Genomic DNA, 16,495 nt, shown 5'->3' on the forward strand with positions numbered 1-16,495 from the left:
GGGGCCCGGGCGGCGTCGGCCCCGGGGGCGGGCGGGGCCGGGGGGGGGGGGGCCGGGGGGGGGGGCGGGGGGGGGGCGGGGGGGGGGGGGCCGGCCCCCGCGCGCCGGCCCCGACCGGCAGGACACTTCCTGGACAGGACACTTCCTGGACAGGGCACTCCCTAGAACGGGCACCCCCTAGAGCGGGCGCTCCCGGCCCTCCCAGTACGGGTCGCGGAGGCGCCGCTTGTACAGCTTGCCGTTCGGGTCGCGGGGCATGGCCGCGACGAAGTCGACCGACTTCGGGCGCTTGAAGCCGGCGAGGCGGTCACCGCAGTGGGCCAGGATCTCGGCGGCGAGGGCGGGTCCCGGCTCGTATCCCTCGGCCGCCTCGACGACCGCCTTGACCTCCTCGCCCCAGTCGGCGTGCGGGATCCCGAAGGCGGCGGCGTCCGCGACGGCGGGGTGGGCGAGCAGCGCCGCCTCGATCTCGGCGGGGTAGATGTTGACCCCGCCGGAGATGATCATGTCGATCTTGCGGTCGCGGAGGAAGAGGTAGCCGTCCTCGTCGAGGACGCCGAGGTCGCCGACGGTGAAGAAGTCGCCGATGCGGTTCTTCGCGGTCTTCTCCTCGTCCTTGTGGTACCGGAAGCCACCGGTGTTCATCTTGAGGTAGACGGTGCCGAGTTCGCCGGGCGGCAGCCGCTTGCCGTCGTCGTCGAAGACGGCGAGTTCGCTGATGGGCCAGGCCCGGCCGACGGTCCCCGGCTTCTTGAGCCACTCCTCGGCGGTGGCGAAGGCGCCGCCGCCCTCGCTGGCCGCGTAGTACTCCTCGACGCACCGGCCCCACCACTCGATCATCGCCCGCTTGACGTGCTCGGGGCAGGGCGCGGCACCGTGGATGGCGTGGCGCATGGAGGAGACGTCGTACCGCTCCCGCACCTCGGAGGGGAGGGCGAGCAGGCGGTGGAACTGGGTGGGGACCATGTGGGTGTGGGTGCACGCGTACCGGTCGACGAGCCGGAGCATCTCCTCCGGTGCCCACCGGTCCATGAGGACGAGCGGGTGGCCGATGTGCAGGGCGGCGGCCGCGAACTGGAGCACGGCGGTGTGGTAGAGCGGCGAGCAGACGAGGTGGACGTTGCCGTCGGCGGGCCGGATGCCGAAGATGCCGAGGAAGCCGCCGAGGTGGGTCTCCTCGGGGAGCTTGCCGGGGAGCGGGCGGCGGATGCCCCGGGGCCGGCCGGTGGTGCCGGAGGTGTAGTTCATGACCCAGCCGAGCGTGCGGTCGGCGGGCGCGGATCCGTCCTGCCCTTCGAGCAGTTCGGCGTACGGGCGGAAGCCGGGGACGGTGCCGACGGCGTACCGGTGGGTGGGCGGGAGCCCGGCCTCGTCGGCGGCGAGGGTGACCGCTTCGGCGAAGCGCTCGTGCGCCACCAGGACCTTGGCGCCGGAGTCGGCGACGATCCAGGCGATCTCGGGGCCGACGAAGTGGTGGTTGACGGGGACGAGGTAGAAGCCGGCCTGGGTGGCGGCGAGGTGGGCGGTGAAGAACTCGGGGCCGTTGGGCAGGACGACGGCGAACGCGTCGCCGCGTTCGAGCCCGGCGGCGCGCAGGCCGTGGACCAGCCGGTTGGCCTCGGCGTGCAGCCGGCCGGCGCTCCACTCCTCGCCGTCCGGTGCGACGAGGACGGTGCGGCCGGGGTCGGCGGCGGCCTGGGCCCAGAATCCGGTGGGGGGCTGGGTTCCGGTGGGACCGTTGCTCATCGGGCGCTCCGTCCGGCGATGCGGTTGATGCGGTCGACGGCCTTCTCGAAGCCGCGGGTGAGGTCGTCGACGACCTGCTGGACGCTGCGCTCGGAGTTCATCCGGCCGACGACCTGTCCGACGGGGGTGCCGAGGAGCGGCTCGACCTCGTACTTCTGGATGCGGGAGACGGCCTCGGCGACCAGGAGTCCCTGGAGGGGCATGGGCAGCGGGCCGGGCCCCGCCGGGTCGTCCCAGGCGTCGGTCCACTCGGTGCGGAGCTGGCGGGCGGGCTTGCCGGTCAGGGCGCGGGAGCGGACCGTGTCGCCGGAGCCGGCGGCGAGCAGTTTGTCGGTGAGGGCGCGGGAGTGCAGCTCGGCCTCGGTGGTGGTGAGCCAGATCGAGCCGAGCCAGACGCCCTGGGCGCCGAGGGCGAGCCCTGCGGCGATCTGCTCGCCGCTGCCGATGCCGCCGGCGGCGAGCACGGGCAGCGGGGAGACGGCGTCGACGACCTCGGGGGTGAGGACCATGGAGGCGATCTCGCCGGTGTGGCCGCCCGCCTCGTATCCCTGGGCGACGACGACGTCGATGCCGGCGTCGGCGTGGTGGCGGGCGTGGCGGGCGCTGCCGGCGAGGGCGGCGACGAGGACGCCGTGGTCGTGGGCGCGGGCGACGACGTCGGGCGGCGGTGAGCCGAGGGCGTTGGCGAGGAGCTTGATCGGGTAGTCGAAGGCCACGTCGAGCTGGTTGCGGGCGACCTGCTCCATCCAGCCGGTGATCCGCCAGCCGGAGGCCTCGCCCTCGGCCAGTTCGGGGACGCCGTGCTTGGCGAGGGTGGCGCGGACGAAGGCCCGGTGCTCCTCGGGGATCATGGCCTCGATCTCGGCCTCGGTGACGCCTTCGACCGCCTTCTTCGCGGGCATCACGACGTCGAGGCCGTAGGGCAGGCCGTCGGTGTGCTCCTGCATCCAGTCGAGGTCGCGGGCGAGGTCGTCGGGCGCGGTGTAGCGGACCGCGCCGAGGACGCCGAACCCGCCGGCTCTGGTGAGTGCGGCGGCCACCGCGGGGAAGGGCGTGAAGCCGAAGATGGCGTGCTCGATCCCCAGTGTGCGACTCAGCTCCGTCTTCATGGGCGGCAGGATGCCGCAGCGGCGCGGCGGAGGGAAGACATTTTCTGATGCAGCGTCAGATTCTTTGCGGGCGGCACGTCGGCGTTTCGCCGCCGCCCCGTGTGGGAGAGGGTGGGCATGACGGACGGTGTGAAGCGAGACGGAGGGCCGAGCCGCCGCGCGTTCGGCGGCGGGGTGCTGGCCCTCGGAGGTGCGCTGGTGATCGGTGCGGTGCCGGGGGCGGCGGCCTCTCCGGAGCGGGGGGCGGGGGTCCCGTACGGGGCCGTGCGCGGGTCCGCGCGGCGGACCACGCTGCGGCGCGGCTCCGCGGAGCGCGCCGGGCTGCTCGCGCCGCACCTGGACGGGCTGGTCGCGGACGCCGAGCGCTTCCTCGCGCCCTCCCCCACGCACCCCTGGTACGCGGGCGCCGTCCTGCTCGCCGGGCGGGGCGGGACCGTCGCCCTGCACCGGGCGATCGGCTCGGCCGTGCGGTACGCGGCGTACGACGAGAAGACCGACACGGGGATCGAGCTGCCGCCGGAGCGGCGCGTCCCCATGACCGAGGACACCGTCTTCGACCTGGCGTCGGTCTCCAAGCTGTTCACCTCGATCCTGGCGGTGCAGCAGATCGAGCGCGGGACGCTGGCACTGGAGGAGGAGGTCGCCGCCTACCTGCCGGAGTTCGGCGGCGGCGGGAAGCAGGACGTCACCGTGCGGCAGCTGCTCACCCACACCTCCGGGTTCCGGTCCTGGATCCCGCTCTACCGGGAGCCGACGCGGGAGGGGAAGCTGCGTCTGCTGTGGGCCGAGTCGCCGGTGAACCCGCCGGGCTCCACGTACCTCTACTCGGATCTGAACCTGGTCTCGCTCCAGCTGATCCTGGAGGAGATCACCGGCCGCGGTCTGGACGCCCTGCTCCACGACGAGATCACCGCTCCACTGGGGATGCACCGCACTCGTTTCAATCCGCCGCTCTCCTGGCGGCCGGGGATCGCCGCCACCGAGGACGCCCGCCCGCCCTGGTCCGGCCTCGACCGGGGCATGGTGTGGGGCGAGGTCCACGACGAGAACGCCCACTCCCTCGGCGGCGTCGCGGGCCACGCCGGCGTCTTCTCCCGCGCCTGGGACCTCGCGATCCTCGCCCGCACCCTGCTCAACGGCGGCGCGTACGGCCGGGCCCGCATCCTCTCCCCCGCGTCGGTGGAACTGATGTTCACCGACTTCAACACCGCCTTCCCCGGCCACGAGCACGGGCTCGGCTTCGAGCTCCACCAGCACTGGTACATGGGCGCCATGGCCACCCCGCGCACGGCCGGGCACACCGGCTTCACCGGCACCAGCCTCGTCCTCGACCCGACGACCGACGCGTTCCTGATCGTGCTCGGGAACTCCGTGCACCCGGTGCGCTCCTGGCGCTCCGGCTCCGCGCCGCGCGTCGCCGCGGCGGACCGGCTGGCCCGCGCCGTCCCCGTCCGCCCTGCCCGGGGCCGCGCCTCGTGGTTCTCCGGCATGGAGAGCGCCACGACGGCCACCCTGACGCTGCCTCGGGTGACCGGCGCCGCGCGCCTGGAGTGCGCGCTGTGGTGGGACACCGAACCGGGCGCCGACCCGGTCGCCCTGGAGGCCTCGGCCGACGGCGGCGCGACCTGGCGGCCGGTGCCCTTCACCACCGACGGACGCGACGAGCACCCGACGGGCACGGCCGGCGGCTGGTCCGGCCGCGTCTGGCACACCGTGTCCGCGCCGCTGCCCGGGGCGAACGCCCTGCTGCGCTGGCGGTACACCACCGACCAGCGGTACGTGGGACGGGGAGCGTACGTGGACGGGCTGCGGCTGCTCGACGAGGCGGGACTGCCGCTGTTCGACGAGGCGCGGCCGGCCGACGGGGCACGGATCGAGGCGAACGGCTGGACCCGGTCCGCCGATTGAGGCCGAGTTGACGAACCGTCGGGACGGACCGGGGAGCGGGCTGCGCACACGTGATCACATGAGGTAGCGTCACCGCCGGGAGATCTCACCGGGGGGGATGGGACGAACGCAGAGGCGGGCGTCTGTCGCGTCGCCCGTTCGCGGTGCTTCCACTGCGCGGGGGGCGCCGCAACCGGCCCGCTGACGGACGCGGCACAACCGCTTCCCGGCCCAGCCGCCCCATCGTCCGTCGCCTCCGCCTTCGCCTGAAGAGGTACTCCTTCATGCTGCCCCTGTCCGAGCGCCGTCCACCGGGCGCTCGCCGCTTCGCGCTGTCCGCATGGTTCTGCGCGCTCTCCCTCGCCGTCCTGGCCGCGGTCGTGCTCGCGGTCACGCCGCAGGCGCCCGCCGCCGCGTCGACGACGGCCGCGTCCGCCGCGCCGGAGGTCGCGACGCAGGTGTCCACCACGCCGTTCAAGGCGCGGGAGGACTACTACTGCACCCGCATCCCCGCCGTCGTCACCGGCAGGACGGGTGTCCTCCTCGCCTTCGCCGAGGGCCGCACCCGGCTGACGACGACCGGCTGCCACGACGTCGGAGACAACGACATCGTGCTCAAGAGGTCCCTCGACGGAGGCGCGACCTGGCAGCCCCTCCAGATCGTCGTCGGCGGCTCCGACGAGCTCGCCCACGGCAACCCGGCGCCGGTCGTGGACGCGGTCACCGGCCGGATCACGCTCCTGTACTCCAGCAGCGACTGGAACCACGACGCGGCCAAGCCCAGCCGCACGGGGTACCCGCGCTCGGTCCACGCCGTCCACAGCATGGACGGCGGCGCGACCTGGTCGGCGAGCGTGCCGCAGCCGCAGCTCAAGGCCGCCGGCTGGGGCTGGGTCTCCACCGGCCCCGGCCACGGCATCCAGCTGAGCCGCGGACAGCACCACGGCCGGCTGGTCGTCCCCGGCGACCACACGGCCGGCGGCGACACGACCGCCGGCGGCCAGCTGTACGTCAGCGACGACGGCGGCCTCACCTGGTCCCTCGGCGCCACCTCCGAGGCGAGCAAGACGGGTGCGTACCCGGGGGAGCCGACGGTCGCCGAGACCGTCGACGGCAGCCTCTACGTCAACGCCCGCAACTCCGCGCCCACGCACTGCCTGACCAACGAGCACCGGCTCGAGACCGTCAGCACCGACGGCGGCGCCTCCTTCGCGGCCCCCTTCACCCAGGTGGCCGACCTGGACACCTCGCCGGTGTTCGGCTCGCTGCTGCGGCTGCACGCCGTGGACCAGGACGGGAAGCCCGACCGGCTGCTGTACTCGGGTGCCTCGCGCCTCGGCGCGAGCGCGCTGGAGGACCGGCGCGAGCTGGCCGTCCGCTCCTCGTACGACGAGGGGAAGACCTGGCAGACCGTCGGCACCCTGGTCTCGGCGGCCCGCACCGGCTACTCCGACCTGACGTCGCTGCCGAACGGCTCCGTCGGCATCCTGTACGAGACGGCCGGCAACATCCCGCACGGCAACGTCGTCTTCGCCGCCTTCACCGAGAACGCCATGAAGGCCTCCGAGACCGAGCTGCGCCGTCCGCGCACCTCCGACACGCGCGTCAAGGCCCCCGGCGAGGCCGGCAACCACGCCGTCGTCCACGGCGGGGCGCAGCTCGGAACGCGTCTCGACGGCGTCGCCATGGAGTTCGACGGCGTGGACGACCACCTGCGCCTCGTCTGCTCGCCGTCCCTGCGGGTCGAGGACAAGGACTTCACCGTCACGGCCTGGTTCAGGCACAACGCCACGACCGGCACGCTGCCGATCGTCTGGGCGTACGGCATGACGGGCCGGCACTTCTCGGTCCGGGCCGAACCCGGCGGCGGTGTGCTGCGCGGCACCGTCGGCACGGACATCGGCACCACCGAGGTGACGCTCCCGTCCTCGTACAACGACAACCAGTGGCACCACGTCGTGTTCACGCGCCAGGGCCTCACCCTCCGCCTCGCGGTGGACGGGGGCACCGCGGCCACCGCGACCGTGCCGGCGGGGACCTCGGCGAGCGACCGGAACCTCACCCCGGCCGGGGAGTTCAACATCCACATCGGCGCCCGGCCCGACTTCCCCAACCAGCCGCCCGGTGTGGCGCAGCTCTTCCGCGGCACCCTGGACGACGTGCGGCTCTTCAACACCGCACTGACCGACGCCGAAGCGGCCGACGTGAAGAACGGCTCCCTCGCCGTGAGGAACGGCGAGGAGAAGCTGCGGCTCGGCTTCTCCACCGTCTGGTAGCCGGACGACGGCCTCCGTGTCGCCGGCCCGGACTTCGCCGTCCCTGACGGAGACCGTGGTTTCCACGGCCCCCGTCTGGTGGGGCCAGCGGGCGCTCCGCCGGTACGCCTCCGGCCTTCGGCGGACGGGGCCCGTCAGGCGCCGTTCTCGGACGCCGTGCGCAGGGCGGTCAGGACGGGGCTGATCAGGGGGTGGTCCTCCGCGCCGCGCCGGACGGCGGCGAAGACCCTGCGGGTCGGGGCGACGCCCTCGATCGGGCGGACCGCCACACCCGTGAGTTCCATCCCGCGCAGGGCCGACCGCGGCACGAGCGCCACGCCGGCGGACGCCGACGCGAGGGCGACGACGGCGCGGAAGTCGTCGGAAGAGTGCTCCGGGTTCAGCGTGAACCCGGCGTACTCGCAGGCCAGGACGGTCACGTCATGGCAGGGGTTCCCCTCGGACTGGCCTATCCAGGTGTCCTTGGCGAGGTCGGCGAGCGCGACCCGTTCGCCGGCCGCCAGGGGGTGGCCGGGCGGCAGGACCGCGTCGAACGGCTCGGCGTAGAGCGGGACGCGGGTGAGCCGGTCGTCGTCCTCTCCCGGCGCGCCCCGGTACTCGACCGCGACGGCCACGTCCACCTGCCGGTCCAGGACCATGAGCAGGCTCTCGTCGCCCTCCGCGTCCCGGACCCGGACCCGGATGCCGGGCGCGGTGCGGGCGAGGGAGGTGATGGCCGGGGCCACCACGAGCCCGATGCCGGTGGCGAACGCCGCGACCGTGACCGTACCGGCGTCGCCGGAGCCGTAGGCGGCGAGCTCGGCCTCGGCGCGCTCCAACTGGGCGAGCACGGCGTTGGCGTGGCCGAGCAGGATCTCGCCGGCCGGGGTGAGACGGGCGCCGCGCGCGCTGCGGTCCACCAGACGGTGGCCGGTCTCCTGCTCCAGCGCGGCGAGCTGCTGGGAGACGGCGGAGGGGGTGAGATAGAGCGCGGCGGCCGCCGCCGTGACCGTGCGGTGGTCGGCCACCGCACGGAGGATGTGCAACCGCCGCGCTTCGATCATGCCCCTAGTGTCTCAGCCCGCGGACACTAGTCGCGCAGGGCTGCGCGGGCGTCGACGAAGGCGTCGACGGCCCGGTTCACGTCCTCCGTCGAGTGGGCGGCGGAGAGCTGGACGCGGATGCGGGCCTGGCCCTGCGGCACGACGGGGTACGAGAAGCCGATCACGTACACGCCGCGCTCCAGGAGCAGCTCGGCCATCCGGCCGGCCTCGGCCGCGTCGCCGATCATGACGGGGGCGATGGCGTGGTCGCCGGGGAGGATGTCGAAGCCCTCCTCGGTCATGCGGGAGCGGAACAGCGCCGTGTTGGCGGCGAGGCGCTCGCGCAGGTCGCCGGCGGACTCCAGGAGGTCGATGACCTTCAGGGAGGCGGCGGCGATGACCGGGGCGAGGGTGTTCGAGAAGAGGTACGGGCGGGAGCGCTGGCGCAGCAGGGCGACGATCTCGGCGCGGGCGGCGACGTAACCGCCGGAGGCGCCGCCGAGGGCCTTGCCGAGGGTGCCGGTGATGATGTCGACGCGGTCCATGACGCCGTGCAGCTCGGGGGTGCCGCGGCCGCCGGGGCCGACGAAGCCGACCGCGTGCGAGTCGTCGACCATCACCATGGCGTCGTAGCGCTCGGCCAGGTCGCAGATCTCGTCGAGCGGGGCGACGTAGCCGTCCATGGAGAAGACGCCGTCGGTGACGATCAGCTTGCGCCGGGCGCCGCCCTCCGTGGCCTCCTTGAGCTGCTGCTCCAGGTCGGCCATGTCGCGGTTGGCGTAGCGGAAGCGGCGGGCCTTGGAGAGGCGGATGCCGTCGATGATCGAGGCGTGGTTGAGGGCGTCGGAGATGACCGCGTCCTCGGCGCCGAGGAGGGTCTCGAAGACGCCGCCGTTGGCGTCGAAGCAGGAGGAGTAGAGGATCGTGTCCTCCTGGCCGAGGAAGGAGGACAGGCGCGCCTCCAGCTCCTTGTGGACCTCCTGCGTGCCGCAGATGAAGCGGACGGACGCCATGCCGTAGCCCCAGCGGTCCAGGGCCTCGTGGGCGGCGGCGATGATCTCGGGGTTGTCGGCGAGGCCCAGGTAGTTGTTGGCGCAGAAGTTGAGCACCTCGCCGGGGCGGCCGCCCGCGGTGACCTCGACGGTCGCGGACTGGGGGGTGCCGATGACCCGCTCGGGCTTGTGCAGTCCGGCCTGCTCGATCTCTTCGAGGGTGGCGCGGACGGAGTCGCGTACGGAATCGAACATGGGTCAGGCTCCCGTGGTCCAGTCGAGGATGATCTTGCCGCTCTTGCCGGAGGCCGCGTCGTCGAAGGCGGCCTCGAAGTCGGTGTGGTCGTAGCGGCCGGTGATGACCGGGCTCAGGTCCAGGCCGCCCTCCAGGAGCACCGACATCGCGTACCAGGTCTCGAACATCTCGCGGCCGTAGATGCCCTTGATCGTGATCATGGAGGTGACGATCTTCGCCCAGTCGACGGCGAAGTCCTCGGCGGGCAGGCCGAGCATGGCGATCTTGCCGCCGTGGGTCATGTTGGCGATCATGTCGCGCATCGCGTGCGGGTTGCCGGACATCTCCAGGCCGACGTCGAAGCCCTCCTTGAGCCCGAGGGTGCGCTGGCCGTCGGCGATGGTCTGCTCGGCGACGTTGAGGGCGAGCGAGACGCCCGTCTTGCGCGCCAGGGCGAGGCGCTCCTCGCTGACGTCGGTGATGACGACGTTGCGGGCGCCGGCGTGCTTGGCGACGGCCGCGGCCATGATGCCGATGGGGCCCGCGCCGGTGACGAGGACGTCCTCGCCGACGAGCGGGAAGGACAGGGCGGTGTGCACGGCGTTGCCGAAGGGGTCGAAGATCGCCGCGACGTCGAGGTCGACGGGGGTCCGGTGCACCCACACGTTGGAGGCGGGCAGCGCCACGTACTCGGCGAAGGCGCCGTCCCGGCCGACGCCGAGGCCGACGGTGGCGCGGCAGAGGTGGCGGCGGCCGGCCAGACAGTTGCGGCACTTGCCGCAGACGAGGTGGCCCTCGCCGCTGACCAGGTCGCCGACGTTGATGTCGGCGACGTCACGGCCGACGGAGACGACCTCGCCGACGAACTCGTGGCCGATCGTCAGCGGCGTGTCGATCGTCTTCTGCGCCCAGCCGTCCCAGGAGCGGATGTGCAGGTCGGTCCCGCAGATACCGGTCCGCTTGACCTTGATGAGGACGTCCCCCGGGCCCGTCTCCGGCTCGGGCACGTCCGTGAGCCAGAGTCCCGGCTCCGCCTTCAGCTTGACCAGCGCCTTCAATGCAACGGCTCCCGACGTGCGTGTCCTGTGATGTGGGGGTGCGGGCACGACTGTGCGCCCAAGATCCCTGGAAGAGAATCTTCCGTACGCGAGGCCCGCGGTCCATCGAGGATTTCTTAAGCGCGCTCGCAGATCAGCTTCACACCCCGGACGGGGAGAGGGCGACGTCAGCGGGGCCGAACGGAGACGCGCCCCGCTGACGTCGGAGCGCTACCGGCCCAGGGCCGCCATCGCCGCGTTGTGGCCGGGGATGCCGCTGACTCCCCCGCCGCGGATCGCTCCCGCCCCGCACAGCAGGAGGTTGGCGTGGTGGGTCTCGACGCCCCAGCGGCCGGTGCCCTCCTCCCCGTACGGGAAGGAGAGGTCGCGGTGGAAGATGTGGCCGCCGGGCAGCCGCAGTTCGCGTTCGAGGTCCAGCGGCGTCTTCGCCTCGATGCAGGGGCGGCCCTCGGCGTCGAGGGCGAGGCAGTCGGCGATCGGCTCGTCCAGGTGGGCGTCGAGCTGGGCGAGGGTCGCCGCCAGGAGCTTCGCGCGCGTGCCCTCGTTGTCGGCGGCGAACAGCCGGGCGGGGGCGTGCAGGCCGAACAGGGTGAGCGTCTGGTGGCCCGTGGCGGCCAGCTCCGGGCCGAGGATCGTCGGGTCGGTGAGGGAGTGGCAGTAGATCTCGGACGGCGGGGCGGAGGGCAGGCGCCCGGCGGCGGCCTCGGCGTGGGCGGTCGCCAGCTGCCCGTACCCCTCGGCGATGTGGAAGGTGCCGGCGAAGGCCTCGCGCGGGTCGACGGAGCGGTCGCGGAGCCTCGGCAGCCGGGTCAGCAGCATGTTGACCTTGAGCTGGGCGCCCTCCGGGGCGGGCGGGGGCGCCTCGCCGAGCAGGACGGCCAGCTCCTGCGGGGAGGCGTTGACGAGGACCCGGCCGGCCTCGACGGTGCCCTCGCCGTCGGCGGTGCGGTAGGTGACCGCGGCGCGGTGGCCGTCGGTCTCGATCCGGGTGGCCTCGTGGCCGGTGAGGATGCGGGCCCCGGCGGCGCGGGCGGCGTCGACGAGGGCGTCGGTGAGGGCGCCCATGCCGCCGACGGGCACGTCCCAGTCGCCGGTTCCGCCGCCGATGACGTGGTACAGGAAGCAGCGGTTCTGCAGCAGGGTGGGGTCGTGCGCGTCGGCGAAGGTGCCGATGAGGGCGTCGGTGAGCACCACGCCCCGGACGAGGTCGTCGGCGAAGGTCTTCTCGACGGTGACGCCGAGGGGTTCCTCGAAGAGCATCCGCCAGGTGTCGGCGTCGTCCACGCGGGCGCGCAGCTCGGCGCGGGTGGGGAGGGGCTCGGTGAGGCTGGGGAAGATCCGGCGGGCGGCCTCGCCGGTGCGGGCGTAGAAGGCCTCCCAGGCCTCGTACGCGTGGTCGGATCCGGTGAGCGCGGCGAAGGAGGCGCGGGTGCGGTCGGGTCCGCCGCCGACGAGGAGGCCGCCGTCGCCCTTGGGGGTGTACGAGGAGACGGACCGCTTCCGCACCGCGAACCGCAGCCCGAGCTCCCGCACGATCTTCTCCGGGAGGAGCGAGACGAGGTACGAGTAGCGGGAGAGCCGGGCGTCGACCCCGGCGAAGGGCCGCGTCGACACGGCCGCCCCGCCGGTGGAGCCGAGCCGCTCCAGGACGAGGACGGAGCGCCCGGCACGGGCCAGATAGGCGGCGGCGACGAGCCCGTTGTGCCCGCCTCCGACGACGACGGCGTCGTACTGGGGGTCCCCCCCTGCTCGCGCGGAGCCGAGGGCTCGGGGGAGGGCGGGGGCCGGGGCGTCGCGGTCGGTCATGGCTCATGCTCACACGGGCCCGCGCGCCGGGGGAAGACCGTCGTCGTGCGCCGTGATCACGGCCCGGGGGAGCCCGCGCCGGCCGGGCGGGCGTGCGGCGTCCGAGGGTCGTCACGCCTCCGGCGGGGTGGCCGCCCTCAGGAGGAGGGCGGCCGCTTCGGCGTCGCGCCCGAGGCGCTCCAGGCAGAGGGCCTCGCCGTCGAGGGCGGCGAGGGTGTCGGGGTGGGCGGGCCCCAGGAGCCGGGTGCGGGCGGCGGCGATCGCCCGGTGGCACTCCAGCGCCTCCTCCCAGCGGTCGAGCCGCCCGAGGGCGACGGCCGTCTCCCAGCGGCTGGTGAGCGTGTCCGGATGGTCGGCGCCGAGGACCCGCACGCGATCGGCGTGCACGGCCTCGGATGCGGCGAGCGCCTCCGTCCAGCGTCCGAGCCGGCCGAGGTTGACGGCGAGGGCCTGGCGGGCGCGCAGCGTCTCCGGACCGTCGGGGCCCTGGGCGCGGGTGCGGGCGGCGACGAGGTCGCGGCAGAGGTCGAGGGCGTCCGCGGCCTGCCCGAGGCGTCCGAGGCAGACGCCGGTCTCGTAGCGGGCCGCGAGGGTGTCCGGGTGGTCGGGGCCGAGGGCGGCGGCGCGCGCGGCGGCGACCGCGCGGTACTGGACGAGCGCCTCCTGCCCGCGGCCGAGCCGGGTGAGGGTGTACGCCACCTCGTGGCGGGTCACGAGGGTGTCGGGGTGCGTCTCGCCGAGCAGCCGGGCCCGGGCCTCGGCGACCTCGTGGGCCGTGCGGTACGACTCCTCCAGGCGGCCGAGGCGCCCCAGGGTGAACGCCATGTTGTGGCGACAGCGCAGGGTGTCGGGGTGGTCGGGGCCGACGGTGCGCTCGCGGGCGGCGAGCACCTCGGCGTACGCCTCGTACGCCTCGGGGTGCCGTCCGAGGCGGCCCAGGGCGTAGGCCCGCTCCTGCCGCGCCGCCAGGGTGTCGGGGTGGTCGTCGCCGAGGACGCGGGCGCGGGCCTCGGCGACCTCGCCGAAGACCCGCAGGGCGTCGGCGGGGCGGTCGAGCCGGGCGAGGGCGAAGCCGACCTCGTAGCGGCTGGTCAGGGTGTCGGGGTGGTCCTCGCCGAGGGCCCGCGCGCGGTCCCGGGCGACGGACCGGTGCACGGACTCGGCCTCGTCCCAGCGGCCGAGCCTGCCGAGGCCCATCCCGGCCCGGAAGCGGCCGGCGAGCACCGCGACCAGCTCGGCGGAGGGCGCGGGGGCGGGCCTCGGCGTGCCGCCGGGCGCCGCCGTGGTCCACTCGGTGGTGAGGACGGCCGCCGCGGGGTCGTGGGCGGCGGGGCGCGCCCCGGCGACGGCCGCCGGGCGGTGGCCGCCGGTCATCGCCCGGGCCCACGCGGGCGCGGGAGCCGCCTCCTCGGCCGGCGGTACGGGCATGGGCACGGTCACCGGCAGGGCGGGGAGCGCGGGCGCCTCGGCCGGCGACGGGAACGGGGCCGGGGTGAAGCGGCCCGAGACGATCCGGCGGCGCAGGTCGCCCGCGTCGGCCGGCCTCTCCTCGGGGACCTTGGCGAGCAGGTCGACGACGATCCGGTCGAAGTAGTCGGGCAGCTCGGCGCGGCGGGCGCGCGGCGGGCTCGGCACCGTGTCCCGGTGGCCGATGAGGATGGCCCAGGAGTCGCCGAGGTCGAAGGGCGGGGCGCCGGTGGCCAGCTCGTACAGCACGCACCCCAGCGAGTAGAGGTCGCTGCGGTGGTCGATCTCGCCTCCGCCGATCTGCTCCGGGGACATGTAGTGCGGTGTCCCCATCGCGATGCCGGTCCCGGTGAGCTTGGAGGTGAAGCCCATGTCGGCGCCGAGCCGCGCTATCCCGAAGTCGCAGATCTTCACCGTGCCGTCCCGCAGCCGCATGATGTTCGCGGGCTTCAGGTCGCGGTGCACGATCCCCATCCGGTGCGTGTACGCGAGGGCGTCGGCGACCTGGTCGGCGATCTCGACGACGTCCTCCACGGGCAGCGGGTGCTGGTCGTTGGAGACGAGGAGCTGGCTGAGGTTGCGCCCCTCCAGGAGCTCCATGACGAGGAACAGCACGCCGTCGTACTCGCCGAAGTCGTGCACGACGGTGATGCCCCGGTGCTGGAGCGCCGCCGCCACCCGGGCCTCGCGGCGGAAGCGCTCGCGCACCACGGTGAGGACCTGGGGGTCCTGCTGCGGTCCGAGCGGTTTGAGGCACTTGACGGCGACGCCGCGCCCGAGCGCCTCGTCGGTGGCGCGCCACACCTCGCCCATGCCTCCGCGACCGATGACCTCGTGCAGGCGGTACCGGCCCTGGATCAGTCTGGAGTCCCCCATCGCGTGCTGCCGCCCCCGTCGATTCCGTACTGCCTCCTCGGCTCCTCCAGTATGGCCGCCTGGTCGGACGGTGAATACGGGGCGGGGTACGCGTACGGATCGGGCCGGGTCTCCGGACCGAGCCGGTCCACGGCGCGCAGGATGTGCCGGGGCGGCAGCCGCCAGCGCAGGCGGGCGGGGACGCGGCGCAGCAGGTCGGCGGTGGTGACGAGCCGGCGGGTGACGGTCGCCGGCGGCGGGGCGGGGCGGCCGTAGAGCGCGTGGGCGTAGAGGGGCAGGGTGTCGTACGCGAGTGCGGTCACGCGCCGCCAGATCACCTCGCGCGCCGGGACCAGGGCGGGTTTCACCGGCGGGCGGCGGAGGAAGTCCTCGACGGTCCGGGCGTCCGGTCCGGCGGCCAGCGCGGGGCGCACCGCCTCGAAGTAGGCGGCGAGTTCGGCGGTGGACGCGGGGACGGTGTCGGGGTCGAGGCCGACGAGCCGGGCCGAGGTGCGGTGCTCGTCGACGTACCGGTCGGCCGCGGCGTCGGTGAGCGGGATCCCGGAGCGGCGCGCGACCGAGAGGTACGAGTCGGTCTCGGCGCAGTGGACCCAGAGCAGCAGCTCGGGGTCGTCGACGCCGAGCAACCGGTGGATCCGCCGGACGCGGGCGCCGGCCGCCTCGGCGGCTTCGGTGGTCCCGTAGCTGAGGGTCCCGACGAAGTTCGCGGTCCGCATCAGCCGGCCCCAGGGGTCCTCCCGGAAACCGCTGTTGATCATGACGCCGCGGACGGCGACGGGGTGCAGCGCCTGGAGCCACAGGGCCCTGACCCCGGCGATCCACATCACCGGGTCGCTGTGCAGCTGCCAGGTCACGGAACGGGGCCCGAAGAGCCCGGGGTCGGCGTCCTGCCTCATGGCGCTCAGGCTACGCACGGAACGTGCTCCTCGGAACCGGTCGGGACGAGCCCTCTTCCACGGCGCGTGCCCGGTGTCCGCCCCTCGGCTCCCTCCCCGTGCGGGCCGCCGCCCGGCCGCGCATCCTCGAAGCATGACCGGCAAGCTTGTCGAACCGCCCGCGCGGACGGGCGCGGGACGGACGGTACCGGGATGACGTGGCTGTCCGTCCTCGCGGGAGCGGTGCTGATCCTGTTCGTCCTGCGGGACGTGTTCCACACGATCTGGCACCCCACCCGGCACGGCGGTCCGAGCAGACTGCTGATGCGGGGCGTCTGGCGGCTCTCGGCCCATCACAAGCAGCGGTTGCGGCCGGTCGGTCTGGCGGGGCCGGTGGGCATGATGGCGGTCGTCGCCGCCTGGGCCCTCGTCGTCTCCGTCGGCTGGGCGCTCGTCTACTGGCCCTCCATGCCGGACGACTTCTCGTACGCCCCGGGGCTCACGCCCGCCGACCACGCGGGCCCCGTCGACGCGATGTACGTCTCGCTGGTCACCCTGGCCACCCTCGGGCTCGGTGACATCGCGCCGACCTCGGAATGGCTGCGGATCCTCGCCCCGCTGGAGGCCCTGGTGGGCTTCGCCCTGCTGTCGGCGACCGTCGCCTGGGTCCTCGGCATCTACCCGGCCCTCGCCCGCCGCAGGGCTCTCGCGCTGCGCCTGTCCCACCTGGGCCGCAGCCGCCTCACCACCGAGGCCCTCGACTCCGCCGGGGGCGCCGCGCTCCTGGACGGCCTCGCCTCGGCGCTCTCCACCGTCACGGTCGACTTCCTGCAGTACGCCGAGTCGTACTACTTCTACGACGGGGAGGAGAACATCTCCCTGGCCGGCCGGCTCGGCCACGCCGTCGGCCTGGTGGACTGGGCCGAGCGGGCCCGCCATCCGGACGTCCGGCTCTCCGCGTCGGTCCTGCGCACGGCGCTCGACGACCTGGCCACCGTCCTCGACGAACGCTTCCTGCGCACCGGCGGGTCCTCCGACGAGGTCTTCAGGGCGTACGCGGCGGACCACGGACGCTCCTGGGACGGTGGGGACGAGGGGCCGTGACGAGGGCCATATCCGCTCGACATGATCGTCCCGGGCACCACA

At 74.2% G+C, this 16,495-nt stretch carries 11 protein-coding genes; 3 read left to right on the forward strand and 8 right to left on the reverse strand.

The annotated features are described in order from the left end of the window. Nucleotides 1-177 precede the first annotated feature (177 nt). On the reverse strand, nt 178-1,746 hold the full coding sequence (locus tag ACFYUZ_RS28620; RefSeq protein ID WP_389313969.1) for an acyl-CoA synthetase: 1,569 nt from the start codon (nt 1,744-1,746) through the stop codon (nt 178-180). Next, nucleotides 1,743-2,855, reverse strand: coding sequence for an NAD(P)H-dependent flavin oxidoreductase (locus tag ACFYUZ_RS28625; protein WP_389313970.1), 1,113 nt, complete (start codon nt 2,853-2,855; stop codon nt 1,743-1,745). The genes ACFYUZ_RS28620 and ACFYUZ_RS28625 overlap by 4 nt, the downstream gene beginning before the upstream one ends. 117 nt (nt 2,856-2,972) lie before the next feature. On the opposite strand from ACFYUZ_RS28625, the gene ACFYUZ_RS28630 reads away from it, so the two are divergent. Both ACFYUZ_RS28630 and ACFYUZ_RS28635 read left to right on the forward strand, forming a co-directional pair. After that, the gene (locus tag ACFYUZ_RS28630) at nt 2,973-4,763 is read left to right on the forward strand and encodes a serine hydrolase (protein ID WP_389313972.1); all 1,791 of its coding nucleotides are present in this window, start codon (nt 2,973-2,975) and stop codon (nt 4,761-4,763) included. A gap of 263 nt (nt 4,764-5,026) precedes the next feature. Next, a complete protein-coding gene (locus ACFYUZ_RS28635) occupies nt 5,027-7,018 on the forward strand; it encodes an exo-alpha-sialidase (protein WP_389313974.1) in 1,992 nt (663 codons plus the stop codon). Between the two features lie 134 nt (nt 7,019-7,152). Here ACFYUZ_RS28635 and ACFYUZ_RS28640 read toward each other — a convergent pair whose 3' ends face one another. The 6 genes from ACFYUZ_RS28640 to ACFYUZ_RS28665 all read right to left on the reverse strand — a co-directional run bounded on the left by ACFYUZ_RS28640 (nt 7,153) and on the right by ACFYUZ_RS28665 (nt 15,370). Beyond that, entirely contained in the window at nt 7,153-8,061 is a 909-nt protein-coding gene (locus tag ACFYUZ_RS28640; protein WP_389313976.1) for a LysR family transcriptional regulator, read from the reverse strand. Nucleotides 8,062-8,087: 26 nt separating this feature from the next. Beyond that, a complete protein-coding gene (locus tag ACFYUZ_RS28645) occupies nt 8,088-9,287 on the reverse strand; it encodes a glycine C-acetyltransferase (protein WP_389313978.1) in 1,200 nt (399 codons plus the stop codon). Between the two features lie 3 nt (nt 9,288-9,290). Next, complete coding sequence (gene tdh / locus ACFYUZ_RS28650; RefSeq protein WP_389313980.1) at nt 9,291-10,325, reverse strand: L-threonine 3-dehydrogenase; 1,035 nt, start codon at nt 10,323-10,325, stop codon at nt 9,291-9,293. A 210-nt stretch (nt 10,326-10,535) separates the two neighbouring features. After that, nucleotides 10,536-12,131, reverse strand: a complete 1,596-nt coding sequence (locus ACFYUZ_RS28655) for a phytoene desaturase family protein (RefSeq protein WP_389313982.1) — start codon at nt 12,129-12,131, stop codon at nt 10,536-10,538. A 111-nt stretch (nt 12,132-12,242) separates the two neighbouring features. Next, a complete protein-coding gene (locus ACFYUZ_RS28660; RefSeq protein WP_389313984.1) occupies nt 12,243-14,474 on the reverse strand; it encodes a tetratricopeptide repeat protein in 2,232 nt (743 codons plus the stop codon). Next, nucleotides 14,456-15,370 (reverse strand): oxygenase MpaB family protein, encoded by a 915-nt coding sequence (locus ACFYUZ_RS28665; protein WP_389313986.1) that lies wholly within the window; start codon nt 15,368-15,370, stop codon nt 14,456-14,458. Before ACFYUZ_RS28665 ends, ACFYUZ_RS28660 begins: the two co-directional genes overlap by 19 nt. Nucleotides 15,371-15,562: 192 nt before the next feature. On the opposite strand from ACFYUZ_RS28665, the gene ACFYUZ_RS28670 reads away from it, so the two are divergent. Next, nucleotides 15,563-16,453 (forward strand): potassium channel family protein, encoded by an 891-nt coding sequence (locus ACFYUZ_RS28670; RefSeq protein ID WP_389313988.1) that lies wholly within the window; start codon nt 15,563-15,565, stop codon nt 16,451-16,453. Nucleotides 16,454-16,495 lie beyond the last annotated feature (42 nt).

The organism is Streptomyces sp. NPDC004266 (genome assembly GCF_042874095.1).
Lineage (GTDB): Bacteria > Actinomycetota > Actinomycetes > Streptomycetales > Streptomycetaceae > Streptomyces.

Bases quoted from the DNA above. Each gene is read 5' to 3' on its own strand.
- ACFYUZ_RS28620 (WP_389313969.1), bottom strand. From the start codon at position 1,746: ATGAGCAACGGTCCCACCGGAACCCAGCCCCCCACCGGATTCTGGGCC.
- ACFYUZ_RS28635 (WP_389313974.1), top strand. From the start codon at position 5,027: ATGCTGCCCCTGTCCGAGCGCCGTCCACCGGGCGCTCGCCGCTTCGCG.
- ACFYUZ_RS28670 (WP_389313988.1), top strand. From the start codon at position 15,563: ATGACGTGGCTGTCCGTCCTCGCGGGAGCGGTGCTGATCCTGTTCGTC.
- ACFYUZ_RS28665 (WP_389313986.1), bottom strand. From the start codon at position 15,370: ATGAGGCAGGACGCCGACCCCGGGCTCTTCGGGCCCCGTTCCGTGACC.
- ACFYUZ_RS28625 (WP_389313970.1), bottom strand. From the start codon at position 2,855: ATGAAGACGGAGCTGAGTCGCACACTGGGGATCGAGCACGCCATCTTC.
- ACFYUZ_RS28655 (WP_389313982.1), bottom strand. From the start codon at position 12,131: ATGACCGACCGCGACGCCCCGGCCCCCGCCCTCCCCCGAGCCCTCGGC.
- ACFYUZ_RS28645 (WP_389313978.1), bottom strand. From the start codon at position 9,287: ATGTTCGATTCCGTACGCGACTCCGTCCGCGCCACCCTCGAAGAGATC.
- ACFYUZ_RS28640 (WP_389313976.1), bottom strand. From the start codon at position 8,061: ATGATCGAAGCGCGGCGGTTGCACATCCTCCGTGCGGTGGCCGACCAC.
- ACFYUZ_RS28660 (WP_389313984.1), bottom strand. From the start codon at position 14,474: ATGGGGGACTCCAGACTGATCCAGGGCCGGTACCGCCTGCACGAGGTC.
- ACFYUZ_RS28630 (WP_389313972.1), top strand. From the start codon at position 2,973: ATGACGGACGGTGTGAAGCGAGACGGAGGGCCGAGCCGCCGCGCGTTC.